The organism is Rhizobium sp. NLR16a (genome assembly GCF_017948245.1).
Taxonomy (GTDB): Bacteria; Pseudomonadota; Alphaproteobacteria; order Rhizobiales; family Rhizobiaceae; genus Rhizobium.
The window spans coordinates 345,031-359,009 of sequence record NZ_CP072869.1 but is presented as its reverse complement, the minus strand read 5'-3'; the positions used below and the strand labels follow the sequence as shown (position 1 = coordinate 359,009).

10 protein-coding genes and 2 pseudogenes are annotated in these 13,979 nt (G+C 58.2%); 7 read left to right on the top strand and 5 right to left on the bottom strand.

Translation table 11 applies throughout. The features are described from left to right. Nucleotides 1-65: 65 nt before the first annotated feature. Complete coding sequence (locus J7U39_RS28720) at nt 66-2,279, bottom strand: RNA helicase (protein WP_210633120.1); 2,214 nt, start codon at nt 2,277-2,279, stop codon at nt 66-68. A 37-nt stretch (nt 2,280-2,316) separates the two neighbouring features. Here J7U39_RS28720 and J7U39_RS28715 point away from each other — a divergent pair, with 37 nt between their 5' ends. Beyond that, nucleotides 2,317-3,444 carry an IS5 family transposase gene (locus J7U39_RS28715; RefSeq protein WP_210628445.1) on the top strand — a complete coding sequence of 376 codons (1,128 nt, stop codon included), beginning with the start codon at nt 2,317-2,319 and terminating at the stop codon, nt 3,442-3,444. 347 nt (nt 3,445-3,791) lie between these two features. Here J7U39_RS28715 and J7U39_RS28710 read toward each other — a convergent pair whose 3' ends face one another. The 3 genes and pseudogenes from J7U39_RS28710 to J7U39_RS28700 all read right to left on the bottom strand — a co-directional run. Continuing rightward, nucleotides 3,792-4,703: an antitoxin gene (locus J7U39_RS28710; RefSeq protein ID WP_210633119.1), complete on the bottom strand. Its 912-nt coding sequence runs from the start codon at nt 4,701-4,703 to the stop codon at nt 3,792-3,794. Then, on the bottom strand, nt 4,700-5,782 hold the full coding sequence (locus J7U39_RS28705; RefSeq protein ID WP_168300928.1) for a hypothetical protein: 1,083 nt from the start codon (nt 5,780-5,782) through the stop codon (nt 4,700-4,702). The genes J7U39_RS28710 and J7U39_RS28705 overlap by 4 nt, the downstream gene beginning before the upstream one ends. Nucleotides 5,783-6,007: 225 nt before the next feature. Continuing rightward, a pseudogene (locus J7U39_RS28700) lies at nt 6,008-6,664 on the bottom strand (2Fe-2S iron-sulfur cluster-binding protein); the annotation flags it as partial. Here J7U39_RS28700 and J7U39_RS32060 point away from each other — a divergent pair. Then, nucleotides 6,618-7,528 (top strand): annotated as a pseudogene (locus tag J7U39_RS32060) (LysR substrate-binding domain-containing protein). The pseudogenes J7U39_RS28700 and J7U39_RS32060 overlap by 47 nt on opposite strands. Nucleotides 7,529-7,552: 24 nt before the next feature. Here the strand turns inward: J7U39_RS32060 and J7U39_RS28685 are convergent. Further along, nucleotides 7,553-8,269 carry a GntR family transcriptional regulator gene (locus J7U39_RS28685; RefSeq protein ID WP_168254699.1) on the bottom strand — a complete coding sequence of 239 codons (717 nt, stop codon included), beginning with the start codon at nt 8,267-8,269 and terminating at the stop codon, nt 7,553-7,555. 259 nt (nt 8,270-8,528) lie between these two features. On the opposite strand from J7U39_RS28685, the gene J7U39_RS28680 reads away from it, so the two are divergent. From J7U39_RS28680 to J7U39_RS28660, 5 genes are all read left to right on the top strand, one after another. Beyond that, nucleotides 8,529-9,239, top strand: a complete 711-nt coding sequence (locus J7U39_RS28680) for a GntR family transcriptional regulator (protein WP_168254698.1) — start codon at nt 8,529-8,531, stop codon at nt 9,237-9,239. Then, the gene (locus J7U39_RS28675) at nt 9,236-10,147 is read left to right on the top strand and encodes a dihydrodipicolinate synthase family protein (protein ID WP_168254697.1); all 912 of its coding nucleotides are present in this window, start codon (nt 9,236-9,238) and stop codon (nt 10,145-10,147) included. Before J7U39_RS28680 ends, J7U39_RS28675 begins: the two co-directional genes overlap by 4 nt. Continuing rightward, entirely contained in the window at nt 10,140-11,657 is a 1,518-nt protein-coding gene (locus J7U39_RS28670; protein ID WP_168254696.1) for an aldehyde dehydrogenase, read from the top strand. Before J7U39_RS28675 ends, J7U39_RS28670 begins: the two co-directional genes overlap by 8 nt. Then, nucleotides 11,654-13,000: an FAD-binding oxidoreductase gene (locus J7U39_RS28665; protein WP_168254695.1), complete on the top strand. Its 1,347-nt coding sequence runs from the start codon at nt 11,654-11,656 to the stop codon at nt 12,998-13,000. Before J7U39_RS28670 ends, J7U39_RS28665 begins: the two co-directional genes overlap by 4 nt. Before the next feature lie 78 nt (nt 13,001-13,078). Continuing rightward, entirely contained in the window at nt 13,079-13,930 is an 852-nt protein-coding gene (locus tag J7U39_RS28660) for a glycine betaine ABC transporter substrate-binding protein (protein ID WP_168254694.1), read from the top strand. Nucleotides 13,931-13,979 lie beyond the last annotated feature (49 nt).

Sequence of the window (13,979 nt, the reverse complement as noted above, 5' to 3'; positions counted from 1 at the left end):
CTCAACTCTTCGAGAACCCTGCCTAGGTCGCATTAAGCGAGACTGGCGCGGGAACACCTGCATCGTCATTCGGCGCAAAATATCCTAAGCTGCACCCCAACTGACTGGCAAGCCGAATACGTCGACACAACTAAGTGGTAAAACTGAAGCACGTGCGGCTCCGGATGCGGTTTTGCGAACTCCGTTTTAAGCTTTTCCAACGAGAGCATACCGCCCGAGCATACTAACCAGATGGAACGCTCCGTGGATGGGGCAGTTCGCATTCGCTGAAATGCTGCGCGGAAGGCCTTGGAAGAGCGGCCGTGCCGGCGTCGATTGATGGTCTGTGTCAGACCATTCGAACTAAGTCGCCAGTCGCTGTCAAACCTGCTCTGAGCCCCCGGGAGCGGGTTACCGTCACTTTTCATATAGGCAAGGTTCTTCACACCTTGCGCACAAACGTCGTAAAAGGCTGACGCAGACACACCGGGATTGCCTTTTTTCCATTTTGCCACGATCAGGGCCACTCGAGGACTCGATGGCTGTTCGTCAACGCCGATAAAATCGCCAACCTCATCCTGCAGGTCATCACAGACCAGATTTGGGAACGGCGTTCCAAGTATAGCAGGACCTCTGTCCGGATTGAGTGCCTTGTCGATAAAGCTGAACAGAGACCCCTCTTCCCAGTCATTGAAATGGCCGTTGCGGATCTCACCCTTCTCAGAATCAATGGCATCCAGACCTACAATTGGGGTTAGCAAATCCAGCACAAGCCCGCCCGCGCCGCGGGCGTTCGCGAGATCCAGATCAAGAGCGTAGAAATCGCCGTTTACATATGTGTGTTTCAAATCAGCTGTAATGATGCGGAACGGCTGAAGTTGATTCAACCGACGGGTCAGCGAAATCCTCTCATTTTCCTTGGACTTGATCTTGCTTAGCCCAGGCGAAGTGAGCCAGTATTTACGCTTCTTCGGCACCCAGTCGATCCACACCAAATGATCGGTTTCGTCAACTCGTAAAGTAAACCGAAACCGGCCGGGTGCCTTAGGGTCATTGTCCTGCTGGACATCGACACAAAGGTCTTCCGTTTGGATTTCGGAATTCCTGCGGCCGGAAGAGGTGAACAACCCTCCAACTTCCAGCATATCGATGAGAATGTTAATTGGGGAAGTATCCGCGGGAACATCGGCAGGAGCCGCAAACCGCGAGAAAATCGTTGCCGCCTCGGCTGCGACATCGAGCTCCTTGTTCACCTCGGCGCACCAATCGGCAAACTCCTCGGCGGTCAGGTCGGTGCCCTTGCCGTCACGAACGCGCGAGTGGGAAAAGCCAACTGCCCGTCGTTTCCGCGCAGCGTCTGGACCGGAAGTAATGGAGCCCGTTGCCCGAGTGACCACGTTCAGATGCTCCCCCATGAACACGCCGGACCGCTCGAGCGAACGAGCCGAAAGACTTCGTGATCGCAACGAGAGAGGACCGAGATCTGTGTTCTTCACGTTGAGAAACGAGATGGAATTTTCGCTTCCTTCCGGAAGAAGGGGACGAAGCGACTTCGAATTGATCCTGGGACCAATGCCATCGACTTCATTGATCCACAGGCCAGCGCTATCATAGAAAAACAGGCGCCCTGCGCACTTGGCATAAATCGTTGCCTCGAGGCTGGGCGCATGGAATAGATAACCGGAAAGGAACGGCGAAGGTGTGAGGCGCAGGGTCAAGTGGTAGCGACAGTGCCCGTCTGGTGTCGTGCCGACGATGGCCTGGTGGCGATCCTCCGCAGCAAGCTCGGCCGTTATGTGCCTTTGAAGCTCGTCCATATTTAGGTCGGGTGGTACAGAAAACGCGACCGCGGCGCTGGGAAAGCGCAGATCGTTGTGGATATCGGCACTGTCCAGGTCTATCCGTAATCTGAATTTTCCGGCGACGTAGTCTAGTTCGGGCAGCGCTTTAACGAGGTCCTCGAGGACCTTGCCGTCATTGCGGATGAATGGCTTTCCACCGTTGTCACGGCACGCCGTGTCGTATTTCAGGAAACTGCACCAGTCGTCCCCCACTTCCGAGCCGAGAGGTGACAAGACATAGGCGCGCGGGACATGTTCACCGATCGGTCCGGGGTGCCGGATGAGCCTGCCAACCTGCTGCACAAGCATGCGGGTATTCGAAAAGGGCTCATACAGCGCCAGGATTGTACAGTTCGGATCGTCAATCCCCTCGATCAGCATGTACTGGTGTACTAGGAAGCGCTCGGCCCGCGCATCTAGCAGGCTGCTGAAAAACTCGCTGGCTTTTGGTCTGAACACATGATTCCCTTGAGCGGGTGGCTTTCGAGGGAATTTGATGCGCGGCGGGGATGATCGGACGGGTTCGCTGTTTTCGTATGTGGATCTTGAGGGGCGGGTTCCGGTTCGGCATCCGCTTCGGGCGATGCGCGATCTGGTGAACACCTCGCTTGCTGCGTTGGATGGATCGTTTGCGGGGCTCTATGCCAAGACCGGTCGACCGTCGATTGCGCCGGAACGGATGCTGCGGGCGGTGCTGCTGCAGATGCTGTATTCGATCCGCTCCGAGCGTCAATTGATGGAGCGGCTGGAATTCGATCTGCTGTTCCGCTGGTTCGTCGGGCTTGGCATCGACGATGCGGTCTGGGATGCCTCGTCATTTTCGAAGAACCGGGATCGGCTGTTGACGACGGAGGTCGCCCAGAGCTTCCTGTCGGCGCTGCTTTTGCAGCCTGCGGTCAAGGCGCTTTTAAGTGCCGAGCATTTTTCGGTCGACGGCACGATGCTGAAGGCGTTTGCCTCGATCAAGAGCTTCCGGTCCAAGGACGGCTCGGACGAGCCGCCAACGGACGGACGCAACGGCGAGCGTGATTTCCGCAAGGAGAAGCGCTCGAACGAGACGCACGCCTCGACCACCGACCCGGATGCCCGGCTTTACCGCAAGAGCAAGGGCCAGGAGAGCCGGCTGGCCTATCTGGGACATGCGCTGATGGAGAACCGCAATGGGCTTGTGGTCGACGGTGCGGTGACGCATGCGACCGGCACGGGCGAGCGGGAGGCGGCCAGTATGTTGAGCGAGGGGCTTGGCGAAGGGGCGACGCTTGGCGCCGACAAGGCCTACGACGTGGAAGCCTTCATCGAAGAGTTGAAGGCGCGCAAGATCGAGCCGCATGTAGCGATCAACGGGACGGTGAGCAAGACGGGCAAGGTGCGCAAGACGGCGGTGCCGCCAGACGTCGCACAAAGCACCGGCTATGCGATGAGCCTGCGTTGCCGCAAGCGGATCGAGGAAGTCTTCGGCTGGGTCAAGACGACCGGCGGTCTCTCACAGCTCAAGGTGCGCGGACTGGATAAGGTCGAGGCGGTCTTCACTTTCGCCCTTGTCGCCTACAACATCATTCGTCTTCCGAAATTGATTGGGTCGACGGGCAAAGTGTGTCTTGAGGGAGCCACAAGCCCACAATGACCAGGAAATTCCCTGCCATCAGCGCAAATCCGCCGGCAATCCGGCTAAAAATTAAACCAACAGCAATGCGACGCGGTAGCGCAAAGCGATTTTCAGCAGCCTGTTAGGGCTTTGCAACGCTGCAAGTGGATTCATCGGCTTGACAAATTTTTGCGAACTTTCCTCCGATCGGAAGCCTGCACTCGAACTAGCCGTCGGCGCCAACGATAAGCCAACCGAAATCGGATTGCTCGACGTGCGTCACAACGACAGGGGACTTTTGAACAAATCCCGACTACGGCGCTCGGCGGAGTCACAGTGCACCCCCTTCAACCAGGCTCAGATAACAAGATCCCACGCTCCGAGCATCACTTGAACCCAATACCAAGCGTGCTCAATAATTCGAGCATGATGTCATTGACGGCACGCTGGCGCAAAATCCGGGCTTCTCTGATTTCCGTGTCGTCTGCAGCACCTTCAATTTCGAACTGCGCCACGGCGACGTTGCCTTCGCGCAGGTAGCCTTCGTCTGGCTCAGGATCACAAAATCGGGTGAGCAATAGCGTCAGGGCACGTTCGATGACCTCCCGATCGTTGCCTTTCAGAGCCTCTTGGAATTTGGCGATTGCACCGGCGAGCCCGCCTTCTCCGTGTTCGAGGCAGTAGACGAGATCGTGCGCATCTTTGCGCTCACGCCGGTGATCAAAGGCAAACGCCTTCAGGCATGTGAATGCCACGATATCGGCATAGGGGATGGATTCTGTCGAGCGGCCCTTTTCACCCAACAGATCGGCGGTGACTTCCATCCGGTCGTGGTGTCCGAACACGAGCGACGCGTGAGGGATATTCACGGCAGAAACATTTCCCTCCGTCGGCAGTTCCTGTAATGCGCCACCCAGCAGCTTCGGATCGTCTGCCAAGAACTCCAGAATGACGAGAATACCGTGCTCGGTCATAGTCTGCCAACGCCAGTTGACCTTATTGCCCTTGTCATTTTGCGCTCGCTCGAAGCCCATTTTTTTGAGGTTCTGCTCGAGCGTCCGGTATGCCTCTGTGTCGGCAAGGATCGACAGATCGACAACGACATCTATATCGCCGGTTCCCGCATGAGGCGGGACGTCAGGCGGCCGCTTGGTGACGATGTAGCGCGGTGCCAGCCCACCGACCAGAAAGACGGAGTCCCGCCAAGGGCCGAGACCGCTGAAGAGCGTAACCAGGACGCGCTCGCAGTCGCGGGTAACATCGGCACTGTATTCAGTCAGTATCTGAGGCTTTGTCATTCGGGTACCGCGAGCTTTGTCAGCCGAAGATGTTCGGCCAGCTCCTTTGAGCGACCGCTGCCGAGCTGCAGGAGGTCGAGATAGGTTTGAAGTGGATCCGTGACCCAGACATGACCGACCCGTTGGCGAAACATAAAGTCGTGGCGTGGATTAGAGTCTATAACTCCCAGATTCCAGCCGTCTTTGACAGCCTTTGCTCCCAGGTTTCGGAGAAGGCTTTCGCCGCCATTATCGATGCGGCAATGGAGCTGGGATATCTTCGAGAGGTGCGGTGCATGGATCTGGCCGGCCATGAGCCCGGAAATTTCGTAGCGAACTCCCATCTCATCGCAGGTGCGGTCAATCTCATGGATCGCCTCATCGATTTTGGTCATCCGCATGTAGTACGAGCGAAGCGGCTTCGGCTTGATCGAAGCGACGTGGGAAGACCACTCGTCAAGCAGCGCGCGGGGATTGGAGAGTATTCTTTCCTTCGATGGACCGGCACCCTTGGAGCTCACCCATTCGCGGCGCTCTAGTTCGATAAGAACCTGAGATGCAGTTGTTGGAGATACGGATGCCCGCTCGGCCAGTTCATGCACACCGAACCACTGGTCCTTAAATGTCCAGACGGCATGGAGGGCCTGTGCGCGACTTCCAACGAACAGATTGTTAAGCGATCGAGCCTGCTGCTTCGAGGCTGGCTTTTCGACGAGAACAAAGAGATTGTCGGCCGAAAGATAGAGGCTCCCGCTACGATCGAAATAACCGATCTTTTCCTCTCGCAGGAGTGCACGCGCACCCCGGGAAATGGTATCGGCCATCAATAGGGGGAGAACTCTAAAATTGCCTGGCGGCATAGCGGCAATGAATTTCTTCAGCTGCCAGATTGCTTCCCTGACATCTCTTGGGAAAGCTGATTTTTTGACCTCGACAACAAGTTTGATAGGCGCATCAGAAAATCGTGCATCTATAAGGAAATCTGCGTGAGAGTTTCCCATCTGCGGCTCAAACCTCGGCTCGGACGTGATTTCCCCGCCTGCCTCCGTGAGGCTGGCCGTCAATTTACCCAACATATCGATAGCGATGAAATCTTCCACGATATTCCCTGTGCAGCAAATATAGCCTCTATGCCGCATATCCGCAAAAATGTCGATATGTACTGCGCAGCAAACAAGCAAACTGCTGTTCTGGCTTGCCTCATGCCGCGCAAGCGCCTTGAAGGGACACGAACTCCAGAACGTCATTTAGCTACTAAAATACAGCCGCGACAGCCACACAAAATGCTTAATTTTCGCGTGGCCAGCTAATATCTAGCTTAAGCCTTATCGCTCAATAACCAGATCGCTGAGTGGTTTCGAACAGCAAGGCAAGAAAAATCCGGCGTTGATTTCGCGTTGGCGGATACCGCCGTTGTGGTTCATGTCGACGGTGCCGCTGACGAGTTTCGATTTGCAGGTGCCGCAGAGGCCGTTCGAGCAGGACGACGGGATTTTCACGCCGGCCTTCTTTGCGCAGGACAGCACGGTCTGATCGGATGTGACGTCAATCGTACGACCCTGCTTGGCAAACTCGACCTTGAAGGGCGCGAGCACTGCCTCGTCCGTCATCGGAAGCGGAGCGTCGTCGATCACGGCGGCGTCAAAACTCTCTTCGATGTAATTTTCGGGTGGCACGCCGAGGTCTGCCGAAATCGTCCGTGCCGCAGCCATGAACGGAGCCAGGCCACAGCACAGGATCACCCGCTCCGTGAGGTCGGGAACAATGAGCTTGAACAGGTCGCGCGAAATCCGGCCGTGAAGGCCAGACCACGAGGTTTCGCCGGTGAGCGTCTCCGGCAGGAAATACAGGAGAAAGCCTTTCAGCTTGGTCGCAAGGCTCGCCAGTTCGTTACGGAACACCAGGTCGCCCGGCGTCCGGCTGGCATGCAAGAAGATGACGTCGACCGGCAGCGCCGTGTCGGCAAGCTCACGCGCCATCGCGCTCGTGGCGCTGGAGGCCGCCATCCGGCATCGCAGCTTTACCGCGGCAGCCAGTGAATTGGGGGTGACGCAGGCTGCGGTCAGTCGCATGATTGCCCTTCTGGAGGATGATTTCGGCCGGCCGCTCTTTCATCGCGGCCACCGGACGATCGAACCGACTCCTGCCTGCCTCATTCTCGGCGCGACGCTAGCAGACAGTCTGTCCAATATTGCCGACAGCGTCGATGCGGTGCGCGCCAGCGTCACCGACGTCGTGACCATCGGCGCAACGATCGCATTCTCGTCGTTCTGGCTGCTTCCGAAGATCGCCGAGTTTCGCCAGCTCAATCCGGACATCAGATTCGCGTGGTCTCACAGGACAGCAAGCTGGACCTGACAAACGGCGGCGTCGATATCGCGATCCGATATGGCGTGCCGCCTTTCAATGACGGGATCGTGCTGGGATCATGCGGGGACCGGATCTATCCTGTCTGCTCGCCGCATTATGCCACGTCCCGTCGCGTCGAGGATTTCCCCCATGGCGGCTATGAACTGATCGAGACCGATGTTCCAAACAGAAGCTGGTATCGATAGGAAGACTGGTTTGCCCGGCGCGGCCGCAAGCCGGACAATCTGCGCTCGATCCTCCGCCTCAGCCATTACACCGAGACTATCTATGCGACACGGGCCGGCCAGGGCGTTGCGCTCGGATGGGATGTGCATATCAAGACATTTCTGGCTGACGGCAGCCTCGTCAAGGTCGGGGACACGGAGTTCGAGGCGGAGGGCCGTTACAACGTTCTGTTACCGGTCGATGCCAAGCGCTCCGCGATCGCCGATTTTGCAGCCGGATGGCTAACGCAGGCTCTGCAGAAAACGTCCTGAGCCGCCCCGTCCAAAGGCCAAGCGTCAGACCTGTTGCGCATCCTTCTCCTGCGACGAGCCGGGCTCGACCGGAAGATCAGCCTTCATGTCGTTGGGCACGACATAGAGTTCCATGTTTTCGCGCGACAGTTCCCAGTGCTTGAAGACCAGGTCGACGACGGCGTGTTCGTCATGGGCTTTGATCGCGTCGATGAAGCCGTCATGGTGCTCGACAGCCAGTTGAAGGCGCTGCCGCATGTCATCATTGCGCGGATGGAAAAAGGTGTGGCCGATTCGGGCGTGATCGATAAGCAGCCGCCCGAGGCTGGGCTGCAGATAAACGTTGCCCGACATCTCACCCATGATCTCGTGAAACCTGTTGTTCTCCAAGACCATTTCAAGCGTATCGAGATTCTCGCTGGCGGTTCGAAATTTCTCCTGCGTATCGCGTAGTTCCGACAACTGCCTAGGCTTGAAGTTTTGCACCGCCAGCCGGCCGATTGCTGCATAAATCATTGGCGCTATAAGAAAAAAATGGCGCAGAGTTGAATGATTCAGCGGGATAACGCGCGCGCTTCTGTTTTCCCGCATGTCAATGTAGCCTTCTCCTGCGAGGCGCCGAAGCGTGTCCCGTACGGGCGTGCGAGACAGGCCATACTTCTCGCTGAGGCTGACCTCATCCACATCCTCGTCGGGGTCGAGTTCCATCGTGAGGATCTGACGCTTGAGATCATCGTAGAGAGTGCTCTTGCCGCTCTTCATTCAATTCATTCCCCAGGCAGAAGTGTCCGATCTGCGATTGGCTTAAGGCCGACCGTCGCCGTTGGCAATCTCGATATTCAGTCGGGGCTCGCGTGACAGTGCTCTTAATTTTATCACTTTGCACAACTGTATATTTTCGGTGTAACTATTGTGTACTTTCAAAATACAATTTTGTTGACTCATCTAAAATCTCATGCAAGCTTGTCCTCATAAGCCGACAGCGCGATGCGCGGGCCAGGTCACACATCGGGGATTTGAGATGAAGGGCGGCAAGAGCGAACTCTACGACGATCTCAAGCGCCGGATCCTGACGATGGAACTCGATCCGGACGAAGACCTGGATGAAGTGTCGCTGAGTGAAAAATACGGCCTGTCACGGACCCCGGTGCGGGAGGTCTTCCGTCGCCTGGAAGGCGAAGGCTACGTGGATATCCGCACCAACCGCGGCGCTCGGGTCATCCCGATGAACCACTCGACGCTGCGCCACTTCTTCCTGGTCGCCCCGATGATCTACGCGGCGATCGGACGCCTCGCGGTTCGGAATTTCAAGGTGAAGCAGCTGTCCGAGTTGCAGACAACCCAGGAACAGTTTCGGGCCGCGAGCATCTCGCACGATGCGCTTTCGATGACCCTCGCCAACAACCGGTTTCACGAGATCATCGGCGAGATGTCGGGCAACGAGTACCTGCAACCGAGCCTCGGCAGGCTGCTGATCGATCATGCGCGCATCGGCCACACATTCTTCCGCCCCCGCAACGCGGACATGCAAGAGCGGCTTCGAAAATCAGTCGGTCATCATGACGGGTTCATCGCGGCGATCGCCGCCCGTGACGAAGACGCTGTCGTCGACCTCGTGTTCGAACACTGGGAACTGTCGCGCGAGAACATGGAAATGTTCATCGCACCCCAAGCACTCAAGGCGGACGCACTGGTCGTAACGCCGACGCAATCCACGGAGAAGTCATCATGAAATTCGAAGGCATCTACACCCCGGCGATCACGCCGCTCGGGCCTGACAGGCAGATCGACCGTAAGGGGTTTGCGGCAGTGCTGGAATCGCTGATCGAAGCCAAGGTTCATGGCATCATCGTCGGCGGATCGACGGGCGAATATTACGCTCAGAGCGCCCAGGAACGCTTCGAGCTTGCCGCTTACGCCAAGGATGTCATCGGGACACGCCTCGCCCTTGTCATCGGCACCGGTGCAACGCGGACCGAAGACTCCGTTGAATATGCCAAGGCTGCGAAGGAAATCGGCGCTGACGCGATCCTGGTCTCGTCGCCGCCCTATGCGCTGCCGACGGAAAAGGAGAATGCGATCCATGCCTTGACGATCGACCGCGCCGCCAACCTGCCGATCATGCTCTACAATTATCCGGCCCGCATGGGCATCACCATGCGCGAGGACTATTTCTCCCGCGTGGGCCGGTCCAAAAACGTCGTGGCAATCAAGGAAAGCTCCGGCGAAATGGCCAACGTCCATCTCCTGGCGCGCAAGTTTCCGCATATCCGCCTTTCCTGTGGCTGGGACGACCAGGCCCTGGAATTCTTTGCCTGGGGTGCCAAAAGCTGGGTCTGCGCCGGCTCCAACTTCCTGCCGCGCGAACATGTCGCCCTCTACGAAGCCTGCGTCCTTGAAAAGAATTTCGACAAGGGCCGCGCGATCATGACGGCGATGCTGCCGCTGATGGACTTCCTCGAATGTGGAAAATTCGTCCAGTCGATCAAGCATGGATGCGAGATCATCGGCCTGAAGACAGGGTCCGTGCGCGCGCCACTGCGCCCGCTCAATTCCGAAGAAAAAAGAACCCTTGAAACCGTTGTCGCGACTTTAAAGCGCACGGTTGCCCAAATCACGTCGGGAGCCAACAATGCATGAACCCTTGAACGCGGCCGAATACAAGGCAATCGCCGCCAACCTTCATTTGCCGACCAACGCCTTTATCGATGGCGCCTTCCGCCCGGCGAAATCCGGCAAGACATTCACGACGACGAACCCTGCGACCGGCGAGACGCTAGCCGAGATCGCGGCCTGTGACGCTGTTGATGTCGATGATGCGGTTGCAAATGCGAAAACGGCGTTCGACGACGGTCGCTGGCGTTTGTTGCCTCCCGGCGACCGGAAGGCGGCCCTCCTCAAACTCGCCAAGCTCCTGGAGGAAAACCGCCACGAGCTCGCCGTTATGGAAAGCATCGACAGTGGCAAGCCGGTGCGCGAATGCCAGACAGTCGATGTGGCGGACACGATCCACACGATCCGCTTCCATGCCGAACTCATCGACAAGCTTTACGACAACACCAACCCGGTCGGGCCGAATGCCCTTGCCATGGTGGTGCGCGAACCGATCGGCGTCGTCGGCTGCGTGCTGCCCTGGAACTTCCCGCTCTTGATGCTCGCCTGGAAGATCGGACCTGCGCTTGCATCGGGATGCTCCGTCATCGTCAAGCCTGCGCAGGAAACCACACTTACCACCCTTCGTGTTGCAGAACTGGCTCTCGAGGCCGGCATCCCCGCGGGCGTCTTCAATGTCGTCACCGGCAGCGGCAAGGACGTCGGTGAGCCGATCGGCCTGCACATGGATATCGATATGGTCGCCTTTACCGGATCGACGCCGACCGGACGTCGCTTCCTGCGTTACTCGGCGGATTCAAACCTCAAGAAGGTCGTGCTCGAATGCGGCGGCAAGAACCCGGCCGTCGTCCTCGATGATGCCGAAGACCTCGACCTCGTTGCCGAGCAGGTCGTCAACGGTGCTTTCTGGAACATGGGCGAGAATTGCTCGGCGACGTCTCGCCTGATCGTCGACAGCAAGATCAAGGATGAGTTGCTCGAACGTATCGGCGCCTATCTGCGCGAATGGAAAACCGGCGATCCGCTGGATCCAGAAAATCGCATCGGCGCTCTGGTCAGCAAGTCGCACTTCGACAAGGTCAAATCCTTCCTCGACGACGTGAAGAAGGAGAAGCTATCGCTCACCCATGGCGGCGAGACCCTGAAGGGCATCTTCATCGAACCTACCGTCGTCGATGGCGTCACCCCTGCGAGCCGCCTTTTCCAGGAGGAGATCTTCGGGCCGATCCTGTCGGTAACCACGTTCGAAACGTTGGCGGAAGCCGTGAAGCTGGCCAACGACACCAATTATGGCCTCACCGCTTCGGTTTATACCGGCAGTCTGCGCAAGGCGATCAAGCTGTCGCGCGAAATCCGGGCAGGCCTGGTCACCGTCAACTGCTTCGGCGAAGGTGACGCCTCGACGCCCTTCGGCGGCTACAAGGAATCGGGTTTTGGCGGCCGCGACAAGTCGATCTTCGCCCACGACAACTACTGTGAACTGAAGACGATCTGGATCGATATCTCCGAGCGCTCCGTGGACGAGACGATCCGATGATCACCAAGTCCGTCAAGCGCTTGCCTTTTGAAAACGGCGTCTCGGGCTGGGAGGCGATCAGCAAGCGACCGTTTCCAGTCCGGAGCCTGGAAGGCAACGTGACCGCGGACTGGTTGGTGATCGGCGCGGGCTTCGCGGGATTGTCCGCGGCCCGCCGCCTGAAAGAGCGTCGTCCACAGGACAAGGTCGTCATCCTTGAGGCTAGTGAATTGGGGAAAGGCACTTCGGGACGAAACTCGGGCTTCATGATCGACGTCCCGCACAACCTCTCGTCCAGTGAATATTCAAGCGGCAGCGTCGATGCCACACAGATGGAGATGGCGCAGAACCGCTCCGCGATCGCCTTTGCAGCGCAAGCGGCCGATGAATACGAAATGCCCCGCGAGACCTTCGATCCCTCGGGCAAGATCAATGCTGCCGCAACCGCGCGCGGCATGAAGCTGAACATGGCGTTCGGGCAATCGCTGAAGGGTGCGGGCGAGAAGCATGTGTTTCTCGACGCCCGTGAAATGCGCGACATCACCGGGTCGGACTATTATCTGAGCGGGCTCTACACGCCCGGCGCGGTCCTCATCCAGCCGGCCGACTATATCCGCAGCTTCGCCGCCGGGCTGTCGGAAAGCGTCGATGTGTACGAGCGCTCGCCCGTGACCGGGTTGAAGCGCGAGGGCGGAACCTGGACTGCCATTTCGTTGCGCGGAACGGTCACGGCCCCCAGGGTCATCGTCGCCGTCAACGGCCATATCGAGGATTTCGGTCACTTCGGCGGCAGGCTGATGCACATCTTCGCCTACGCCTCGATGACCGCACCCTTCGATGCCGATGGCGTGGGCAAGGAAAAATCAGGTCGCGACAAGTGGGCTCTTCTTCCCGCCGACGCGATGGGCGCCACTGTGCGCAAGCTTACCACTGGCGGGCAGTCGCGGATCGTGATCCGGACGAAATATACCTACGACACAACGGTAAGCGTCAGCGAACGGCGTATGGCGAAGATGGCGAGCGAGCATCGCCGCTCCTTCGACGCCCGGTTTCCGGGCCTTGCCGAAGTGCCGTTCGAATACAGCTGGGCCGGCCGCCTTTGCCTGAGCCGCAACCATGTCCCGGCCTTTGGCGAGATCGACGAGGGGCTCTATTCGGCCTGCTGCGAAAATGGCCTCGGTACGGTCAAAAGCACCCTTGCGGGCATGATGGCTGCCGACCTCGCCACCGGTACGACCTCCCGAGAACTAGAAGAATACATGGATCACGCGCAGCCCTCCCGGCTGCCGCCGGAGCCGTTCGCCTGGCTCGGCATCAATTCCGTGATCCGTTTGCAGGAATTGCGTGCAGGCCGCGAGGGATGATCCCTCGCCGCGCAATGTGAAGACTGAGCCCAGCGCGAGGCTTCAACGATAATGGGAACGCAAAGTTAGGAGCGACAAATGAAGACTCTGTGGAAGGCATTCTGCGCAGCGGCAATGGTCGGAATGACCGTCATGTCGGCGCATGCTGAAGAAAAGACCATCACCATCGGCACGATGTCCTGGGAAGACCTGACGCCGATTACCGGCATCACCAAGAAGGTGCTTGAAGATTCCGGCTACACCGTGAAGGTCGTGCCGTTCTCCGAATGGGGCATCGCCTATGCTGCTCTGAGCAAGGGCGACGTCCAGATCCTGGCCTCGCAGACGGACTATGTCGCGCAGGATTACTGGGACAAGAATAAGAAGCGCCTCGAAAAGATTTCGCCGGTCTCGCACGGCCTGTTCCAGGGCGTCGCGGTTCCGAAATACGTCACCATCGATTCCATGGACCAGTTGAACGACAACGCCGACAAGCTCGGCGGCAAGATCGTCGGTATCGAGCCGGGCTCGGGCCTGATGAGGGACACGGCCAATTCCGTGAAGGCTTATGATCTCAAGCTGCAGCTCGTCGAAGGCAGTACGGCCGCGATGACCGCCGCGCTGAAGTCCGCCACCGATCGCAAGGAATGGATTGCCGTGACGATCTGGGAGCCGTCCTGGATGATGCAGAAATACGACGTCAAGTTCCTTCAGGACCCCAAAGGCGTCTTCCCTCCACCGCAGAGCTACTACTGGATCGGGCAAAAGGGCTTTTCCGCGGAGAACCCGCACGCCCGTGAAGTGATTGCCAGCGTTTATGTTCCGCTTGCCGACATCACCGCGATCAACAGCGCCGTCAACGACGGCAAGACGATGGACGAGGCGATCAAGGACTGGACCGACAGCCATGCCGACCTCCTGAAGCGCTGGGAAAACATCGCCACCGAATAAAGCCGAATGCCGGGCCTCCACATGTTTGGCGGCCCGGCTCCACATTCCA